Annotated in this window: 16 protein-coding genes; 13 read left to right on the forward strand and 3 right to left on the reverse strand. The window is 58.7% G+C overall.

The annotated features are described in order from the left end of the window. Nucleotides 1-22 precede the first annotated feature (22 nt). On the reverse strand, nt 23-2,062 hold the full coding sequence (gene paaZ / locus BH714_RS06515) for a phenylacetic acid degradation bifunctional protein PaaZ (RefSeq protein ID WP_040017386.1): 2,040 nt from the start codon (nt 2,060-2,062) through the stop codon (nt 23-25). A 284-nt stretch (nt 2,063-2,346) separates the two neighbouring features. Here paaZ and paaA point away from each other — a divergent pair, with 284 nt between their 5' ends. The 13 genes from paaA to paaY all read left to right on the forward strand — a co-directional run bounded on the left by paaA (nt 2,347) and on the right by paaY (nt 13,531). After that, a complete protein-coding gene (gene paaA, locus BH714_RS06520; RefSeq protein ID WP_014169925.1) occupies nt 2,347-3,276 on the forward strand; it encodes a 1,2-phenylacetyl-CoA epoxidase subunit PaaA in 930 nt (309 codons plus the stop codon). A gap of 11 nt (nt 3,277-3,287) precedes the next feature. Then, a complete protein-coding gene (gene paaB, locus BH714_RS06525) occupies nt 3,288-3,575 on the forward strand; it encodes a 1,2-phenylacetyl-CoA epoxidase subunit PaaB (protein ID WP_003857353.1) in 288 nt (95 codons plus the stop codon). Nucleotides 3,576-3,583: 8 nt separating this feature from the next. Then, entirely contained in the window at nt 3,584-4,330 is a 747-nt protein-coding gene (paaC, locus tag BH714_RS06530) for a 1,2-phenylacetyl-CoA epoxidase subunit PaaC (protein WP_025204284.1), read from the forward strand. Between the two features lie 14 nt (nt 4,331-4,344). Further along, on the forward strand, nt 4,345-4,842 hold the full coding sequence (gene paaD, locus BH714_RS06535; protein ID WP_040017387.1) for a 1,2-phenylacetyl-CoA epoxidase subunit PaaD: 498 nt from the start codon (nt 4,345-4,347) through the stop codon (nt 4,840-4,842). Nucleotides 4,843-4,849: 7 nt separating this feature from the next. Next, nucleotides 4,850-5,920, forward strand: coding sequence for a 1,2-phenylacetyl-CoA epoxidase subunit PaaE (paaE, locus tag BH714_RS06540; RefSeq protein ID WP_040017388.1), 1,071 nt, complete (start codon nt 4,850-4,852; stop codon nt 5,918-5,920). Continuing rightward, entirely contained in the window at nt 5,917-6,684 is a 768-nt protein-coding gene (gene paaF / locus BH714_RS06545; RefSeq protein ID WP_014169929.1) for a 2,3-dehydroadipyl-CoA hydratase PaaF, read from the forward strand. Before paaE ends, paaF begins: the two co-directional genes overlap by 4 nt. Continuing rightward, nucleotides 6,684-7,472: a 2-(1,2-epoxy-1,2-dihydrophenyl)acetyl-CoA isomerase PaaG gene (paaG, locus tag BH714_RS06550; protein ID WP_025204280.1), complete on the forward strand. Its 789-nt coding sequence runs from the start codon at nt 6,684-6,686 to the stop codon at nt 7,470-7,472. The genes paaF and paaG overlap by 1 nt, the downstream gene beginning before the upstream one ends. A gap of 1 nt (nt 7,473) precedes the next feature. Beyond that, nucleotides 7,474-8,901 (forward strand): 3-hydroxyacyl-CoA dehydrogenase PaaH, encoded by a 1,428-nt coding sequence (gene paaH / locus BH714_RS06555; protein ID WP_040017390.1) that lies wholly within the window; start codon nt 7,474-7,476, stop codon nt 8,899-8,901. Beyond that, nucleotides 8,891-9,313 (forward strand): hydroxyphenylacetyl-CoA thioesterase PaaI, encoded by a 423-nt coding sequence (gene paaI, locus BH714_RS06560; protein ID WP_020884240.1) that lies wholly within the window; start codon nt 8,891-8,893, stop codon nt 9,311-9,313. Before paaH ends, paaI begins: the two co-directional genes overlap by 11 nt. Next, on the forward strand, nt 9,313-10,518 hold the full coding sequence (pcaF, locus tag BH714_RS06565) for a 3-oxoadipyl-CoA thiolase (protein ID WP_040017391.1): 1,206 nt from the start codon (nt 9,313-9,315) through the stop codon (nt 10,516-10,518). The genes paaI and pcaF overlap by 1 nt, the downstream gene beginning before the upstream one ends. Before the next feature lie 26 nt (nt 10,519-10,544). Then, nucleotides 10,545-11,861, forward strand: a complete 1,317-nt coding sequence (paaK, locus tag BH714_RS06570; RefSeq protein ID WP_014169934.1) for a phenylacetate--CoA ligase PaaK — start codon at nt 10,545-10,547, stop codon at nt 11,859-11,861. Nucleotides 11,862-11,989: 128 nt separating this feature from the next. Beyond that, on the forward strand, nt 11,990-12,925 hold the full coding sequence (gene paaX, locus BH714_RS06575; protein ID WP_040017394.1) for a phenylacetic acid degradation operon negative regulatory protein PaaX: 936 nt from the start codon (nt 11,990-11,992) through the stop codon (nt 12,923-12,925). 9 nt (nt 12,926-12,934) lie between these two features. Continuing rightward, complete coding sequence (gene paaY, locus BH714_RS06580; RefSeq protein ID WP_032678091.1) at nt 12,935-13,531, forward strand: phenylacetic acid degradation protein PaaY; 597 nt, start codon at nt 12,935-12,937, stop codon at nt 13,529-13,531. A 95-nt stretch (nt 13,532-13,626) separates the two neighbouring features. Here the strand turns inward: paaY and BH714_RS06585 are convergent, their stop codons facing one another. After that, nucleotides 13,627-14,565, reverse strand: a complete 939-nt coding sequence (locus BH714_RS06585) for an omptin family outer membrane protease (protein ID WP_025204278.1) — start codon at nt 14,563-14,565, stop codon at nt 13,627-13,629. 193 nt (nt 14,566-14,758) lie between these two features. Continuing rightward, nucleotides 14,759-15,664: a LysR family transcriptional regulator gene (locus tag BH714_RS06590; protein ID WP_040017395.1), complete on the reverse strand. Its 906-nt coding sequence runs from the start codon at nt 15,662-15,664 to the stop codon at nt 14,759-14,761. Between the last annotated feature and the right edge of the window lie 24 nt (nt 15,665-15,688).

Consider the following 15,688-nt stretch of genomic DNA (forward strand, 5'->3'; position numbering starts at 1 on the left):
CAACGTGCGAGAGAGGAACGTGTCAGAAGTCGCCGTGCTGGCGCGCCACCAGCGTCAGGATGGAGTAGAGCGCGACCGCCTGCTGGTGCTGGTTAAAGATCTCAACGGCCCATTCGACCACGCCGGTTGGCTTCTCATCGGCGGTCCGTTGTTTCTTGAGCGTTTTACGTTTACAGGTGAGGCGCACCTGAATGGTATCGCCCGGCTTAACCGGTTCGATAAAGCGCAGGTTTTCCATGCCGTAGTTGGCAATCACCGGCCCAACGCCGGCATCAACAAACAGACCCGCCGCGGCAGAGATCAGGAAGTAACCGTGTACCACCCGTTCGCCAAAGATGGATTCTGCCGCGCCGATTTTGTCCATATGGGCGTAGAAGTGATCGCCGCTCAGGCAGGCAAAGTTAACGATATCGGCTTCCGTCAGGGTGCGGCGCGGGGTCAGCAGGCTGTCGCCCGGCTGCAGTTCTTCAAAGTATTTCCGGAACGGATGAACGCGATCTTCATGAACCGCAGCACCCCGTACCCACTGTTTGCCGATGGCGGCAAGCATGGTCGGGCTGCCCTGAATGGCGGTGCGCTGCAGATAGTGCTTCACCGCACGCAGTCCTCCCAGCTCTTCACCGCCACCTGCGCGGCCAGGACCGCCGTGCACCAGCTGCGGCAGCGGAGAGCCGTGTCCGGTGGACTCCCTGGCGGATTCGGCGTTAAGGATCTGAATTCGTCCGTGCGCCCGCGCCGCGCCGGCAATAAACTGGCGGGCGATAGCCGGGTCGGCGGTGACCAGCGTACCGGCCAGACTCCCGCCACCCGCCCGGGCCAGCTGCATCGCGTGGTCTGAATTGCGGGAGGGCATCAGCGTGGCGACCGGCCCGAAGGCTTCGGTGCAATGCACGGCGGGGGTTTCATCTGGCTGTGGGCAGAAAAGCAGCGTCGGCGGGAAGAATGCCCCCGCAGCCTGCAGATCGGCTTTTCCGCCGAGTCTGACCTGGCAACCCGCCGCAATCAACAGATCGACTTTCTCCTGCACGTCCGCGCGTTGCTCGCCGTTCACCAGCGCGCCCATCTTCACCCCGTCCTCTGCCGGGTCGCCGACGACCACGTTTTGCAGCCGCGCGATCAGCGCCTGGCTGACGGCATCCATCCGATCCTGAGGCACAATTATGCGGCGGATGGCGGTACATTTTTGCCCTGCCTTGGCGGTCATTTCGCGTACTACTTCGCGAATAAACAGCGCGAATTCTGGCTGTTCCGGCGTCACATCCTCACCCAGAACGCAGCAGTTGAGGGAGTCGGCTTCCATGGTAAAGGGAATGGAGTTAGCCACGATATTCGGGTGAATGCGCAGGCTCTGGCCGGTGCTGGCGGAGCCGGTAAAGGTCACCACATCCTGGCTGTCGAGATGATTCAGCAGATCGCCCGCGCCGCCGCAGACAAGGCTGATAGCACCGTCCGGCACCAGACCGCTCTCCACAATCGCTTTCACCATCGCCTGCGCGACCTGCGCGGTGGCGGTGGCGGGTTTGATAATGGCAGGCATCCCCGCAAGCCAGGTGGGCGCCAGTTTTTCCAGCATTCCCCAGCACGGGAAATTAAAGGCGTTGATATGGACCGCCACGCCCGATTTTGACGTCAGTACGTGACGCGCAGCAAAGCCGCCTTCCTTCGACAACGGGATCAGCTCATCTTCCGGCCAGAGTGTGTCATCAGGCAGCTCGCGGCTCCCGAGGCTGGCATAGGTGAACAGCGTCCCGATCCCACCCTCAATATCCACCCAGCTATCCGCTCGGGTCGCCCCGGTCTGGGCAGACAGGGCATAGAACGTCTCTTTCTCACTAAGCAGATGTTTCGCCACCGCCTTCAGCATGGCGGCACGGTCGATAAAGGTCATGGCGCGCAGGGCTTCGCCGCCACGCGCGATCGCATAGCGACGTGCATCCGCCATGTCCAGCCCTTCGCTGGTCACGGACCACAGCGCTTCGCCACTGATGGCGTGATGGATAGTACGTTCGCGGCCCCGGCCAGACTGCCAGGTGCCGGACAAGAAGCTGGCTAACTGCTGCATCGCTTATCTCCAAGTGTTACGTAATTTCACTATCAATAGTTTAATCATGAATCATAAAAAGCAAGCTGAGTTTTAATGAATTGTTAACATTGTGATCCAGCGTAATGAAGTGGAAGGCCGGAAGCCCTGTTGTGCAGGCCTTATGCAAAAAGCCTTGCGAGCACCATCACAAAATGGGGAAACATTTCTTGGGGTTATATTTAACCTTTGTGTAACTTTTAAGAAATGAAGTGATTCAGTATTTCACTTTAAGTGGTAAATAATCGAATCATAAAGGTGATGACGTGACGCAAGAACAACGCTTTGAGCAGCGCATAGCGCAGGAGACGGCGATTGAGCCTCAGGACTGGATGCCTGATGCCTATCGTAAGACGTTGATCCGCCAGATTGGTCAGCACGCGCACTCCGAAATTGTCGGCATGTTGCCGGAAGGAAACTGGATCACCCGCGCGCCGACGCTGCGCCGCAAAGCGATCCTGCTGGCGAAAGTGCAGGACGAAGCCGGGCACGGTTTGTACCTCTACAGCGCGGCCGAGACGCTGGGCTGCGCGCGGGAAGACATCTACCAGAAGATGCTCGACGGCAAGATGAAATACTCCTCCATCTTCAACTACCCGACCCTGAGCTGGGCGGATATCGGGGTGATCGGCTGGCTGGTGGACGGTGCGGCGATTGTCAACCAGGTGGCGCTGTGCCGCACCTCATATGGCCCCTATGCCCGCGCGATGGTGAAAATCTGTAAAGAAGAGAGTTTCCACCAGCGTCAGGGCTTTGAAGCCTGTATGGCGCTTGCGCAGGGGAGTGACGCCCAACGCCAGATGCTGCAGGACGCCATTAACCGCTTCTGGTGGCCCGCTCTGATGATGTTCGGCCCAAACGATGACAACTCGCCGAACAGCGCCCGCAGCCTCGCCTGGAAAATCAAACGCTTCGGCAATGACGAACTTCGCCAGCGCTTTGTCGACAACACGGTTCCGCAGGTAGAAATGCTGGGTATGACGGTTCCGGATCCTGACCTGCGTTTTGACGAAGAGAGCGGTCACTACCGCTTTGGCGAGATCGACTGGCACGAGTTTGATGAGGTCATTAACGGGCGCGGCATCTGTAACCACGAACGTCTGGCTGCCAAACGTAAAGCCTGGGAAGACGGGGCGTGGGTGCGTGAAGCCGCACTGGCGCACGCGGAAAAACAACACGCCCGCAAAGTGGCTTAAGAGGAAACACGATGAGCAATGTCTACTGGCCGCTGTACGAAGTGTTCGTACGCAGCAAACAAGGGTTGTCCCACCGCCATGTGGGAAGTCTTCATGCCGCCGACGATCGCATGGCGCTGGAAAATGCGCGTGATGCCTATACCCGTCGCAGTGAAGGCTGCTCTATCTGGGTGGTGAAGGCGAGCGAGATTGTCGCCTCTCAGCCGGAAGAGAGCGGCGAGTTCTTCGACCCGGCGGAAAGTAAGGTTTACCGCCATCCTACGTTTTACACCATCCCTGATGGCATCGAGCACATGTGAGGTCAGGGATGAAAACATTATCCGCATATGCCCTGCGTCTGGGCGACAACGGTCTGGTGCTCTCCCAGCGTCTGGGCGCCTGGTGTGGTCACGCGCCGGAGCTGGAAATCGATCTCGCGCTCGCCAACATCGGCCTCGACTTGCTGGGGCAGGCGCGCAATTTCCTGACCTATGCCGCAGAGCTGGAAGGTCAGGGCGATGAAGACACCCTGGCGTTTGGGCGTGATGAACGCCAGTTTCACAACGTGTTGCTGGTGGAACAGCCTAACGGCAGTTTCGCCGACACGCTCGCGCGCCAGTACTTTATGGATGCCTGGAACGTAGCGCTGTATGAACGCCTGACTCACAGCAGCGACAGCCAGCTTGCCGCCATCGCCGCGAAAGCCATTAAAGAGGCGCGCTACCACCTGCGCTTCAGTCGTGGCTGGCTGGTGCGTCTGGGGGACGGAACGGAAACATCTTCACAGCGTATGCAGCAGGCGGTCGACACCCTGTGGCGGTTTACGGCCGAGCTGTTTGAAGCCGATGACGTCGAGCTGGCGTTGATTGCCTCCGGCGTCGCGGTTGATCCGCGCGAGCTTCGTCAGCCATGGGAGCAGGAAGTGTTTTCCGGTTTGCAGGAGGCCACCCTGAGCGTGCCGTCGGAAGTGGCGTATCGCACGGGGGGCAAGCGCGGGCTGCATACCGAACATCTCGGCCCAATGCTCGCAGAAATGCAGTATCTCCAGCGTGCCCATCCGGGTCAGCAGTGGTAAGTACGGAGGTGAAGATGCAGCGTTTTGCCGGGATTGCACCCGCGGAGATCCCTCAAATCTGGTCGCTGTTAAGCCAGATCCCGGACCCGGAAGTGCCGGTGTTAACCATCACCGATTTAGGCATGGTGCGTAGCGTATCGGCGCAGGGCGAAGGCTGGGTCATTGGCTTTACGCCAACCTATTCAGGCTGCCCGGCGACGGAACATTTGCTTGGCGCGATTCGCGAGGCGATGACCGCACACGGCTTTACGCCAGTGCATATTGTGCTTCAGCTCGAACCGGCCTGGACCACCGACTGGATGACGGCGGATGCGCGTGAACGCCTGCGCGCATATGGCATCAGCCCACCGGTGGGCCACAGCTGCCACGCGCATGCCCCGGTCGAGGTGAGTTGCCCACGCTGTGCCAGCACACATACCTCGCTTATCAGTGAATTTGGTTCGACGGCCTGCAAAGCGCTTTATCGCTGCAACGACTGCCGTGAGCCTTTCGACTATTTCAAATGTATTTGAGGTTGCCATGACAACGTTTCATTCATTAACAGTGGCAAAAGTGGAACCCGAAACCCGCGACGCGGTGACCATCACTTTCGCGGTACCGCAGGCGTTGCAGGACGCCTATCGCTTTCGTCCCGGACAACACCTGACCCTGAAAGCGAAGCTGGGTGAGGATGAGCTGCGTCGCTGCTACTCTATCTGCCGCAGTACCGCGCCGGGTGAGATCAGCGTAGCGGTGAAAGCCATCGAGGGCGGACGTTTTTCCCGCTATGCCCGGGATGAGATCAAACAGGGCATGGCGCTGGAGGTCATGGTGCCGCAGGGCCAGTTTGGTTACCAGCCGCGCGCCGACCGGGAAGGGCACTATCTGGCCATTGCCGCGGGTTCAGGCATTACCCCAATGCTGGCCATCTTGTCCGCCACGCTCGCCACCGAGCCGAACAGTCATTTCACCCTGATCTACGGCAACCGCAGCAGCCAGAGCATGATGTTTCGCGAGGCGCTTGCCGATCTGAAAGACAAATACCCGCAGCGTCTGCAGCTGGTCGCCATCTTCAGCCAGGAGGTGCTCGACAGCGATCTGCTGCATGGACGTATCGACAGTGAGAAGCTGCAGGCGCTGGCGAAAACCCTGATCAACTTCCGCCAGTACGACGAAGCCTTTATTTGTGGCCCGTCCGCCATGATGGACGACGCGGAAGCGGCGCTGAAAGCGCTGGGGATGCCAGAGAAATCGATCCACCTTGAGCGTTTTAATACGCCAGGCTCGACCGTCAAACGCACGGTCAGCGTGCAGGCTGAAGGGCAGAAAGTCACCGTGCGTCAGGACGGTCGCGACCGGGAAATTACCCTCACGGCAAACGATGAAAGCATTCTTGATGCCGCCCTGCGTCAGGGCGCCGACCTGCCGTATGCCTGCAAGGGCGGCGTATGCGCGACCTGCAAATGCAAAGTGCTGCGTGGCAAAGTTGATATGGCGACGAACTACAGCCTTGAGCCGGACGAACTGGCGGCCGGGTATGTGCTGAGCTGTCAGTCGCTGCCGTTAACCGCTGACGTGATCGTCGATTTTGACTCCAGGGGGATGGCATGAGCGAACTGATGGTCACCCGTCATGGTCGTGTCCTGCAGCTGACGCTTAACCGTCCGGCGGCACGCAACGCGCTGAATAACGCCCTGTTAGAGCAGATTGCTGACGCGCTCGACGCCGCTGCGGCCGATCGCGATCTCTCCGTTTGCGTGATTTACGGCAACGCACGCTGCTTTGCTGCCGGCGCAGATCTCAACGAAATGGCGGAGAAAGACCTGCCTGCCACCCTGAACGATATCCGTCCCCAGCTGTGGGCCCGGATCAACGCCTTCAACAAACCCCTGATTGCCGCCGTCAACGGCTTCGCGCTGGGCGCGGGCTGCGAGCTTGCGCTGCTGTGCGACGTGGTGATTGCCGGGGATAACGCCCGTTTTGGTCTGCCGGAAATTACGCTCGGGATCATGCCCGGGGCGGGCGGTACGCAGCGCCTGATTCGTAGCGTGGGCAAATCGCTGGCCAGCAAAATGGTGCTGACCGGGGAGAGCATTACCGCGCAGCAGGCGCAGCGCGCCGGGCTGGTCAGCGATGTGTTCCCGGCTTCATTGACGCTGGAATATGCCCTGAAACAGGCGGCGCTGATGGCTCGACACTCACCGCTGGCGCTCCAGGCGGCAAAGCAGGCGCTGCGCCAGTCTCAGGAGGTTTCCCTGCAGGCCGGACTGGTCCAGGAGCGACAGCTGTTTACGCTGCTTTCAGCGACCGAAGACCGGCGAGAAGGCATCGACGCATTCTTACAGAAACGTACCCCCGACTTTAAAGGACGCTAATCGTGGAATTTATTCTCAGTCATGTAGAACAAGGCGTGATGACCCTGACGCTGAACCGTCCGGAGCGTCTGAACAGCTTTAACGACGTGATGCATCAGCAACTCGCTGAGTGCCTGAAGCAGGCCGAGCGCGATGACACCATCCGCTGTCTGCTTATTACCGGGGCGGGGCGCGGCTTCTGCGCGGGTCAGGATCTTAATGACCGCAACGTCGACCCTAACGGTCCGGCGCCGGATCTGGGAATGTCCGTGGAGACGTTCTACAACCCGCTGGTTCGCCGTCTTGCGACGTTGCCGAAACCGGTGATTTGCGCGGTCAACGGCGTGGCCGCCGGGGCCGGGGCCACGCTGGCACTGGGGTGTGACATGGTCATTGCCGCCCGTTCTGCCACCTTTGTGATGGCCTTCAGCAAGCTCGGATTAGTGCCGGACTGCGGGGGAACATGGTTCCTGCCGCGCGTCGCCGGGCGCGCCCGCGCAATGGGGCTGGCGTTACTCGGAGACAAACTCAGCGCCGAACAGGCACACGCCTGGGGGATGATCTGGCAGGTGGTGGATGACGAACACCTCTCCGCCACGGCCCAGCAGATGGCGCTGCACTTTGCTTCTCAGCCCACCTTTGGTCTGGGGCTGATTAAGCAGGCGATTAACGCGGCAGAGACCAACACCCTCGACGCCCAGCTTGACCTGGAGCGCGATTATCAACGTCTGGCCGGTCGCAGCGACGACTACCGGGAAGGGGTCAGCGCCTTCCTTGCCAAACGCGCACCGACATTCACGGGGAAATAAGATGGCGATCACGGTTCGTACTGTCGCCGTCATTGGAAGCGGCACGATGGGCGCGGGAATTGCGGAGGTCGCGGCGAGTCATGGGCATCAGGTTCTGATGTATGACATTGCTTCAGACGCGATTTCACGCGCGATTGACGGGATCCGCCAGCGTCTCGCCTCCCGGGTGACTCGCGGAAAACTTTCCGCCGATGCTGGCAGCCAGATTCTTGCCAGGCTGTTGCCGGTAACGGATATCGAAGCGCTCGCCGCGGCAGATCTGGTGATTGAAGCCGCGTCTGAGCGTATCGACGTCAAAAAAGCGCTGTTTGCGCAACTGGCTCAGATTTGCCCGCCGCAGACCTTGCTGACCAGCAATACCTCCTCCATTTCTGTTACGGCGATTGCGGCGGATGTTCACCATCCGGAGCGCGTCGCGGGGCTGCATTTCTTTAATCCCGCACCGGTCATGAAGCTGGTCGAGGTGGTGAGCGGGCTGGCGACATCGCCCGAAGTGGCCGATGCGCTGTGCGAGCTGGCGCTGAACTGGGGGAAACAGCCCGTTCGCTGTCAGTCAACGCCAGGGTTCATCGTCAACCGCGTTGCGCGTCCGTTCTATTCTGAAGCCTGGCGCGCCCTGGAAGAGCAGGTCGCCTCGCCAGAAGTGATTGATGCCGCCCTGCGCGACGGCGGCGGTTTCCCGATGGGACCGCTGGAGTTGACCGACATGATTGGTCAGGACGTCAACTTTGCGGTGACCTGTTCCGTATTCAATGCCTTCTGGCAGGAACGTCGTTTCCTGCCGTCGCTGGTGCAGCAGGAACTGGTGCTGGCGGGGCGGCTGGGCAAAAAAAGCGGGAAGGGCGTTTACGACTGGCACGGTGAGAAACCGTCTGTGCCGTGGCTTGACGCAGTAAACGACAGCTTTACACCCATGCGCGTGCAGCGAAGAGGTGACGGTGTCACGGAAATAGATGAGCTCCTGTTGATTGAAACCCAGGGGGAGACCGCTCAGGCGCTGGCCCGGCGTTTTCACTGTCCGGTCGTGGTGATTGACCGCATCGAACGCGACGTGGCGGTGATCGCAGCCGCATCGGATAACCCGCATACCGCCACGCAAAAAGCCGTCTGGTACCTGCAGCAGCAGGGACACCGGGTACTGCGCATTGCCGATTACCCTGGCCTGCTGGTCTGGCGGACGGTGTCGATGATCGCCAACGAAGCGCTGGATGCGCTGCAAAAAGGGGTGGCCAGCGAGAAGGATATCGACACCGCCATGCGCCTTGGCGTGAATTACCCGAACGGGCCCATTGCCTGGGGGGAGCGTCTGGGCTGGCAACGGCTGTTAACGCTGCTGGAGAATTTGCAACGCCATTACGGCGAAGAACGCTATCGCCCTTGTTCACTGCTGCGCCAGCGTGCGCTTCTGGAGAGTAGCTATGAGTCATAACGCCTGGCATAACGCCCGCACCATGTATGAACAGGACGCCTGCGCCCAGGCGCTGGGGATCGACATCATCGACATGGACGATGGCTACGCGGTAGTGACGATGACCATCACCCCACAGATGCTCAACGGCCACAAAACCTGTCACGGAGGACAGCTGTTTTCACTGGCCGATACCGCCTTTGCCTACGCCTGCAACAGCCAGGGGCTGGCGGCAGTGGCGTCAGGCTGTTCAATCGATTTTCTGCGCCCGGGGTTTGCCGGCGACACGCTGACCGCCACCGCGCGGGTTAAGCATCAGGGCAAACTGACCGGCGTGTATGACATTGAAATTCAGAACCAACAACAGAAAACCGTTGCCCTGTTTCGCGGAAAATCTCACCGCATCGGCGGCAGTGTGACAGGAGAAGCCTGATGCGTGACGCTTTTATTTGTGATGGCGTTCGAACCCCGGTAGGGCGCTATGGCGGGGCGCTGGCCAGCGTTCGCGCCGACGATCTCGGCGCGGTGCCGCTGCGTGCGCTGCTGGCCCGTTATCCGCAACTCGACCTCGAGCGGATTGATGATGTGATCTTCGGCTGCGCCAACCAGGCGGGGGAAGATAACCGCAACGTGGCGCGTATGTCGCTGCTGCTGGCCGGACTGCCTCAGACGGTCTCCGGCACCACGCTGAACCGCCTGTGCGGTTCGGGTCTGGACGCGATTGGCTTTGCCGCACGGGCAATCAGGGCGGGCGATGGCGACATGCTGCTTGCAGGCGGCGTCGAATCAATGTCCCGGGCGCCGTTTGTGATGGGTAAAGCCACGGCGGCGTTCCAGCGTCAGGCGGAGATTTTCGACACCACACTCGGCTGGCGATTTGTGAATCCGCTCATGCATCAGCAATTCGGAACTGACAGCATGCCGGAAACGGCAGAGAATGTAGCTGAATTGTTAAATATCAGCCGGGCCGATCAGGATGCTTTCGCGCTGCGTAGCCAGCAGCGTACTGCTCAGGCGCAGCAGAACGGCATTCTGGCGCAGGAGATTGTGCCGGTGCAGGTGCCCGGCAAAAAAGGAACGGTTACGGAAGTTTCGGTAGATGAGCATCCCCGTGCTGATACCACGCTTGAACAACTTGCCGCGTTGAAAACACCGTTTCGCAAGAACGGTGTCGTGACGGCGGGTAACGCCTCCGGTGTAAACGATGGCGCTGCGGCGCTGATTATCGCCAGCGAGTCGATGGCGCACGCGCAAGGGCTTGTCCCGCGCACGCGGATCGTGGCGATGGCTACCGCTGGTGTGGAGCCACGTCTGATGGGCTTAGGACCGGTGCCAGCCACCCGCAAAGTGCTGGAACGTGCCGGGCTCAGCATCAACGATATGGACGTGATTGAGCTTAACGAAGCTTTCGCTTCTCAGGCGCTGGGCGTGTTACGTCAGTTGGGATTGCCGGATGACGCTGAACACGTCAACCCGAACGGAGGGGCCATTGCGTTGGGCCACCCGCTGGGCATGAGCGGTGCCAGACTGGCGCTGGCCGCGAGCAATGAATTGCATCGACGCAACGGGCGCTATGCGCTGTGTACGATGTGCATCGGTGTGGGTCAGGGCATTGCCATGATCCTTGAGCGTGTTTGAGCGAATAACAGTGTGAGTACCCTACAATGACAAATACAACAAAGCTTGATCCGATCGAAACGGCCTCCATTGACGAATTACAGGCGCTGCAAACCGAGCGTCTGAAATGGACGCTGCATCACGCCTATAACAACGTTCCGATGTACAAACGCAAGTTTGACGCCGCGGGCGTTCACCCTGACGATTTTAAAACGCTGGAAGATATCCGTAAGTTCCCGTGCACCACCAAGCAGGACCTGCGTGATAACTATCCGTTCGATACCTTTGCCGTACCGATGGAGCAGGTGGTGCGTATTCATGCCTCTTCCGGCACCACCGGAAAGCCGACCGTCGTCGGTTATACCCAACATGACATCGACAACTGGGCCAACCTGGTGGCCCGTTCTCTGCGCGCCGCGGGCGGCAGTGCGAAAGACAAAATTCACGTGGCCTATGGGTATGGCCTTTTTACCGGTGGGCTGGGGGCGCACTATGGCGCAGAGCGTTTAGGGGCGACCGTTATCCCGATGTCCGGCGGCCAGACGGAGAAACAGGCGCAGCTGATCCGCGATTTCCAGCCGGATATGATCATGGTGACGCCATCCTACTGCCTTAATCTGATCGAAGAGCTGGAACGTCAGATGGGAGGCGATGCCAGCGCCTGCTCCCTGCGTGTGGGGGTGTTTGGCGCAGAGCCGTGGACGCAGGCCATGCGCCGCGAAATCGAGAAACGTCTGGGGATCACCGCGCTGGATATCTATGGGCTTTCCGAGGTCATGGGGCCAGGCGTGGCGATGGAGTGTATCGAAACCGCCGACGGTCCGACCATCTGGGAAGATCACTTCTATCCGGAGATCGTTAACCCGAACGACGGCACGCCGCTTAATGATGGCGAGCAGGGCGAACTGCTGTTCACCACGCTGACCAAGGAGGCGCTGCCGGTGATTCGTTATCGCACCCGCGACCTGACGCGCCTGCTTCCTGGGACCGCCCGCACCATGCGTCGTATGGACAGGATCAGCGGTCGCAGTGACGATATGCTCATCATCCGCGGCGTCAACGTCTTCCCGTCCCAGCTGGAAGAGGAGATTGTGAAGTTCGAACACCTCTCCCCGCACTACCAGCTGGAGGTCAACCGCCGCGGCCATCTTGATTCACTTTCCGTGAAGGTGGAGCTCAAAGAGAGCAGCTTAACGCTGACCCACGAGCAGCGCTGCCAGGTGTGCCATCAGCTGCGCCATCGGATTAAATCGATGGTCGGGATCTCCACCGACGTGATGATTGTCAACTGCGGCAGTATCCCGCGCTCAGAGGGCAAAGCCTGTCGGGTGTTTGATTTGCGTAAAGTTGCGGCTAACGGTTAAGTTTCCCTTACCCCTCATCCTAACCTTCTCCCCAGAGGGGGGAAGGGACGTTGTCTCCCTCTCTCTTTGGGGAGGGCCGGGGTGAGGGGAATATGCTATGATTCATCCAGACCAAAAATAACAACAGAATGAATCACATGAATAAACTCGATGCCTTTATCCAGCACGCGGTTAGCTCGGTTCCCGTTAGCGGAACGTCGCTTATCTCCTCATTATACGGTGACGCGCTTTCACATCGCGGCGGCGAGATTTGGCTTGGCAGCCTCGCCGCCTTACTGGAAGGGATGGGGTTTGGCGAGCGCTTTGTGCGCACTGCGCTGTTTCGACTTAACAAAGAGGGCTGGCTGGATGTGTCGCGCATCGGACGACGCAGCTTTTACCGGCTGAGCGACAAGGGGCTGCGTTTGACCCGTCGCGCGGAGAGTAAAATCTACCGCGCAGAACTCCCGGCATGGGACGGTAAGTGGCTGTTGCTGCTCTCGGAAGGCCTGGATAAAACCACCCTTGCTGACGTCAAAAAGCAGCTGATCTGGCAGGGTTTTGGCACCCTGGCTCCCAGCCTGATGGCCTCCCCGTCGCAGCATCTGGCGGATGTGCAGTCGCTTTTACACGAGGCAGGCGTGGCGGAAAACGTCATCTTCTTCGAGGCCCATTCGCCGCTGGCGCTGTCCCGCGCGGCGCTGCGTGCCCGGGTCGAGGAGTGCTGGCAGTTGACCGAACAGAACGCGATGTACGAGACGTTTATCCACTCGTTCCGTCCTCTTCTGCCGCTGCTGAAAGAGGCCGCGCCGGACGAATTAACGCCGGAACGCTGCTTCCAGATCCAGCTGTTGCTGATCCATTTTTACCGTCGCGTGGTGCTGAAAGACCCGCTGTTGCCGGAAGAGTTATTGCCTGCACACTGGGCCGGACAAAGTGCGCGACAGCTGTGCATTAATATTTATCAGCGTGTGGCACCAGGGGCGCTGGCGTTTGTCAGCGAGAAAGGTGAAACCTCCGTCGGCGAACTGCCTGTGCCCGGCACGCTCTACTATCAACGCTTTGGTGGTCTTACTATCGTATAAGGAGTGGAGATGCCCGTTTATCAAATTGACGGTCTGACGCCGGTGGTGCCTGATGAGAGCTACGTTCACCCGACGGCGGTGCTCATCGGCGACGTGATCCTGGGCAAAGGCGTGTATGTTGGCCCGAATGCCAGCCTGCGAGGCGATTTTGGCCGGATTGTGGTGAAAGACGGCGCGAACATTCAGGATAACTGCGTCATGCACGGTTTCCCGGAGCAGGACACGGTGGTGGAAGAGGACGGACATATCGGCCACAGCGCGATTCTGCATGGCTGTATTATCCGCCGTAACGCCCTGGTAGGGATGAACGCGGTGATCATGGACGGCGCGGTGATTGGCGAAAACAGCATTGTCGGCGCGGCGGCCTTTGTGAAAGCGAAAGCGGAGATGCCCGCCAACCATTTGATCATTGGCAGTCCGGCAAAAGCGATACGTGTGCTGAGCGAGCAGGAAATTGCCTGGAAGAAGCAGGGCACGCGTGAGTATCAGGTGCTGGTGGATCGCTGCAAGCTGACCCTGCATCAGGTCGAACCCCTGCGCGAAGTGGAGCCCGGTCGAAAACGTCTGGAGTTTGACGAGGATCTGCGACCAAAATCGGCGTCATGAAGGGGCGCGCACCTGCTGATGTCAAAGCAGCGCATCGAAAAAGGCCCCGTCAGGGGCCTGTGAATGTTTACGCTGGCCTGATGCGTTGCGCGAAATCAGAACCGGTATTGCAGACCGGCGGTAACGGTATAGTTTTTGTTGGAAATGCCCGCCGCATCACCGCCAATTGACCCGGATTCGCCCGTGTTAGTATCAATAATCTGCGTGCCGCCTTTGCCCTCTTTGTAACGGCTATACGCGAACTCGGCAAAGACTTTGGCGTGTGGCGTGACGTAATATCCTGCATCCACTGACGCACCATAATAGCGAGAGTCTGAGGTTTTCTCGCGGAAGGTCAGGTCGCGCATATAGTGTTCGTCGTTATCATGAGCGCGCACCCAGTCACTGAATTTAAACAGGCCATTAAATTCGAAATTATTAATACGATACTGCCCCACAAGCCCAATATAAGGCATTGAGAAGCGCTGGCTATAACCAATACCGCGTTCGCCCGCCGGGAAATTCCCCGTGTTGGTACCGTTATCATAATTATAAGAGCCACCGGTCGCCGTCCAGCTAAAACGGGTTTCCTGATAACCGGCAGTCACGCCCGCTTTATAACTTTCGCCCTGCAATATCCAGCCTTTTACATTGAGATCGTATTCATTGGCATAATTGACGTTAGTTGCCGGATGCGTCGAATGATCTGTCCAGCTGGATTGTCTTTCGTTCATCCAGTCATAGTCATCCATATGACCCGACCCGGATGCCAGCGAGGTCCAGCCGCGTGCGTTCAGGGTCAGGAAAGGGTACGCATCCCAGGAAATATCGCCTTTCAGGATGGCGACATTTTTAATTTTCCAGTCCAGTTGGCTGATTTTTCTGCCTGTGACGTCGTCATACACCATTTCATGGGATTTCCCGCTGAGCATCCCGCCCGAGGCTGAAACGGTGACGCTGTCAGGTGAGAAATTCGGCGTAAATTGCGTTTCCCCTGCGTATACTGCGCCTGAAAAGGCGGCCATCATCGTCAGTAAAAGCGTATTTCTTGTCATTTTTATGTCCCTAATTAAAATTTAATAAATACCTTGCAATTAAATTTTAAAAGCCATGCAAATAACAATCAACTGCCAGTTTTAGTCATTATTCGCATTTGCGTTGTATATTCCTTTCACAAGAAACGCCCCTGGGCGAGATAATATTGCCGTCCGGCCTCGGACAATTAGCGTGAATATCTTTAGCAGGATATTAATCAAAGTACGGTTTTAAAATGGCTTCCGTCCAGTGCATAAAAGCTCTGACACGCTGCGATAAATTACGCCGATGGGCGACCACAAAAGCGGCATTAAGCGGTTCAGGAGGCAAATGGGGAAGCACTTCAACCAGCGCGCCGCGCTGGATATGGGGCGCCAGCGCGGAATACCCGCCCTGAATTAAGCCCAGACCCGCCAGCCCGGCTTCATGATAGGCCGGTACGCTGTTGACCCGCGCGGCGCCGGGTAACATGACGGACCGGTAGCCATCACCGTCCGGGTACTGCCAGCCATCTGGCCTCGCACCAAAATTTCGCATGTAATGCACCATTCGGTGTCCCTGACGAAGCAGGTCGTCGATCGTCTCGGGCACCCCGACGCGCTCCAGATAGCGTGGGCTGGCGGCGTTAATCATCCGTAACTGACCCAGCGGTCGGGCAATGAGGGTCTCATCAACAATGGGCCCAAAACGAATGACGCAGTCAAAGCCTTCCTGAACCAGATCGACTCGCCGGTCTGTGCTTGAAAGTTCTATTTCAAGTTCAGGATGCGCGTCCAGCAGTTGTGGCAGGGCGGGAATCACTACGCTTTGGGCCAACACTGCTGGCATATCGACGCGTAAACGTCCCCGCAGTGACATGCCGCCAGGCGCAAACATGGACTGCAGATCTTCAGCATCTGCTAACAAATCCCGGGCGCGGGAATAAAAAGCCCGACCGTCTTCGGTCAGCTGTACCGCGCGGGTAGTCCGGTGCAACAGCGTCGTCCCGAGGTCATGTTCAAGCTCACGTACGACCGTTGAAACGCGGCCTTTCTTAATGCCCAGGCTCTCCGCCGCCTGAGTAAAGCTCTGCATTTCTGCGACGCGCGCAAAAATAGTCAGTGCATGCAGGTTTTTCATTGTTCACCTTCCGGGTAACAGTGC

The organism is Enterobacter ludwigii (assembly GCF_001750725.1).
GTDB classification, from domain to species: Bacteria; Pseudomonadota; Gammaproteobacteria; order Enterobacterales; family Enterobacteriaceae; genus Enterobacter; species Enterobacter ludwigii.